The 3,465-nt window shown below is 73.4% G+C and carries 2 protein-coding genes; both read left to right on the forward strand.

Translation table 11 applies throughout. The annotated features are described in order from the left end of the window. Positions 1-159: 159 nt before the first annotated feature. Positions 160-2,904 (forward strand): DEAD/DEAH box helicase, encoded by a 2,745-nt coding sequence (locus FNH05_RS34835; protein ID WP_144593105.1) that lies wholly within the window; start codon positions 160-162, stop codon positions 2,902-2,904. After that, a partial coding sequence (locus FNH05_RS34840; RefSeq protein ID WP_186382893.1) for an SWIM zinc finger family protein occupies positions 2,901-3,465 on the forward strand: 565 nt, incomplete at its 3' end. The genes FNH05_RS34835 and FNH05_RS34840, both read left to right, overlap by 4 nt.

Genomic DNA, 3,465 nt, shown 5'->3' on the forward strand with positions numbered 1-3,465 from the left:
GCCTCCCACCATCCGGCAGGTGTCGGTGGGGGCTGTCGTTTGCCGTGAAGGGGCCCTTCACGGTCGTATCGGCTGTGAAGGGACCCTTCACGGCCGGGTTGACGAGCGGTTGGCGCCCTTCGCGCCGGGCGGCGTGGCCGCGGGATCTATGGTGGGCGGGTGGAGCTGACACCCGGCACCCAGGCGATCTTCGTCCCCTCGGATCCGCCGCGCGAGGGCGTGTTCGCCTGCTGGGGCGATGGTGACGGCGACACCCCGGTCGAACTGGTGCTGCCCGAGGGCAGGAAGTTCCGCCGCACCACGGTGCACGCCCGCGTGCTCCCGCTGCGCGAGGCGATCCCGTCCCTGCTGAACCTCGCCGAGCCCGCCGGGCCCGCGCTCGCCGCGTGGTCCGCGGCGGTCTCGGCCGCGCTCACCCTGATCGCGCGGGGCCGGCTGCTGCCCGCCGTGAGCCCCGGCGGCCTGGACTCCTGGCGCGTCGGCCCGCTGGAATCGGCGGACGAGAACCTGCTCCGCGAACTCGCCGCGGCCCTCCCGCCGGAAGCGCACGCGCTGCCGCTGTCCGGGCTCAAACGCATCCGGCTGCACTCACCGGAGTCACTGGTCCGCGCGCTCTGGGACGCCACCGCGGACGTCCTCGTACGCACACCGGCCGCCCGCGTCGCCGCCGGCGGGCCCGCCTTCGCCGCCACCGAGCCCACCCTGCTCGGCGCCGCGGACGCCGAATGGCTCGCCGCCCGGCAACCGCCCGAGGCGCAGCTGCTGCTCCGCGTCGAGACCCGGGAGGGTGAGGCGCCGGACGACTTCGGTTTCGCCGGTGTGCTGGCCCTGCGCAGTGCCGCCGACCCGAGTCTCGTGCTCGACGCGGCCGCGCTGTGGCAGGCACCCGACGCGGTGTTGTCGCGTTTCGGCGAGCAGGTCGAGGCGCAGCTGCTGATCGGGCTGCGACGCGGTGCCCGCGCGTGGGCGCCGTTGGGGCGCGCGCTGGAGACCGCCTCGCCCAGCGAGGTCGTGTTCACCGATGAGGAACTCGTCGAACTGCTCGGCACGGGGACCGAGGCGCTGCGGGGCGCGGGCGTGGAAGTGTTGTGGCCCAAGGAGATGTTCGCCGAGAGCCTGCGGTTGCGTGCCGGGGCCACCCCCTCTCCCGGCAGCGAGGGCGAGGCCGCGTTCCGGCTCACCGATCTGCTCGCCTTCCGCTGGCAGCTGGCGCTCGGCGGCGAAACGCTCACCGAGGAGGAGGTCGCCGCGCTGGCCGAGGCCAAGCGGCCGCTGGTGCGGGTGCGCGGCCAGTGGGTCCGCGCCGATCCGGACCTGCTGGCCCGGCTGCGGCGGCGCACGAACCGCACCCTCACCGTGGCGGAGGCGCTGGCCGCCGCGCTCACCGGAACGGTCGAAGTGGACGGTGAGGAGCTCGACTTTTCGCCACCCGAGGCGCTTTCCGGCCTGCTCGGACGGTTGAAGGAAACCACGGCCGCGGAGGTCGTGCCGTCGCCGGAGCTGCAGGCGACGCTGCGTCCGTACCAGCGGGCCGGGCTCGCCTGGCTGGCCAAGATGACCGAACTCGGCCTCGGCGGCTGCCTCGCCGACGACATGGGGCTGGGCAAGACCATCCAGCTGATCGCACTGCACCTGCACCGGCGCGACCTCGCCGCCGGGCCCACCCTCGTGCTGTGCCCGACCTCGCTGCTGGGCAACTGGGAGCGCGAGTTCGCCCGGTTCGCGCCCAAGATCCCGGTGCGCCGCTTCCACGGCGGCGGCAGGCACCTGACCGAACTCGCGCCGGACGAGGTGGTGCTCGCCACCTACGGGGTGCTCCGGCGCGACCGCGAAGCGCTCGCGGAGGTCCGCTGGGGGCTGGTCGCCGCGGACGAGGCGCAGCACGTGAAGAACCCGCTTTCGGTGACCGCCAAGGAACTCCGGCGGATCCCGACCGCCGCGCGGGTGGCCCTCACCGGCACCCCGATGGAGAACCGGCTCACCGAGCTGTGGTCCATTCTGGACTGGACGACCCCGGGCCTGCTGGGCGGTCTCGAGCATTTCCGGCGCGGTTTCGCCCGGCCCATCGAACGTGACCGCGATCCGGCCGCCATCGGGCGGCTCGCCGCGACCGTGCGCCCGTTCCTGTTGCGGCGCCGCAAAACCGACCCCGAGATCGCGCCGGAGCTGCCCCGCAAGACCGAGACCGACCGGTTCGTGCCGCTCACCACCGAGCAGACCACCCTCTACGAGGCGGTGGTGCGGGAAAACCTCGCCGCCATCCGGGAATCGAAGGGGGTGCAGAGGCGGGGGCAGGTGCTCAAACTGCTCACCGAGCTCAAACAGATCTGCAACCACCCGGCCCAGTACCTCAAGCAGAACGGTCCGCTGACCGGCCGGTCCGGCAAGCTCGCCGCGTTCGAGGAACTGCTGGACGTCATCCTCGACGAGGGCGAAAGCGTGCTGGTGTTCAGCCAGTACGTGCGGCTGTGCCGCCTGCTCGCCACCCGGCTCGCCGAGCGCGGGCTTCCCGTGGAACTGCTTTCCGGCGCGACACCCGCCCGGCAGCGGGAGGACATGGTGCGCCGGTTCCAGTCCGGCGACATCCCGGTGTTCCTGTTGTCCCTCAAGGCAGGCGGGGTCGGCCTGAACCTGACCCGCGCCACCCACGTGATCCACTACGACCGGTGGTGGAACCCCGCGGTCGAAGACCAGGCCACCGACCGCGCCTACCGGATCGGCCAGGACCGGCCGGTGCAGGTGCACCGGCTGATCGCGGAGGGCACCCTCGAAGACCGGATCGCGGCCGTGCTGGAGACCAAGCGCGGGCTCGCCGAGTCGGTGGTCGGGGCGGGCGAGGACTGGATCACCGAGCTGACCGACGATCAGCTGGCCGACCTCGTGCGGCTGGGGGAACAGCCGTGAGCCGCCGCACCTTCGGTGCCACCTGGTGGGGCCGGGCGTGGGTCGAGGCCCTCGAAGGCCGGGCCCAGCTGGATCCGAACCGCCTGCCGCGCGGGCGGACCTACGCCCGCAAGGGCATGGTCATCCTGCTGGAGGTGGCGCCGGGGGAGATCCGGGCCAAGGTACGCGGCAGCCTGCCCACGCCGTACCGGGTCACCATCCGCACCCACCGGTTCACCGCCGCCCAGTGGGACACCCTGCTGGGCACCGTGGCGAGCCGGGCCGGGCACGCCGCCGCGCTGCTCGACGGCGAACTGCCACCGGAACTCGCCGAGGACGCCCGTGCTTCGGGGGCGGACCTGCTGCCCGGCCCTGGCGACCTGCTGCCTCGCTGCTCCTGCCCCGACCGCGCCGATCCGTGCAAGCATTCGGCCGCGGTGTGCTACCTCGTGGCCGACGAGGTCGACGCCGATCCGTTCGTCCTGTTCCTGCTGCGCGGGCGGGGACGGGACGAGGTGCTGGAGGAACTGCGGGCCCGCCGCCGCGACACCGCCGCGCCTGTCCCGCCGGTCGATCAGGGGC

Source organism: Amycolatopsis rhizosphaerae, from assembly GCF_007713715.1.
GTDB classification, from domain to species: domain Bacteria; phylum Actinomycetota; class Actinomycetes; order Mycobacteriales; family Pseudonocardiaceae; genus Amycolatopsis_E; species Amycolatopsis_E rhizosphaerae.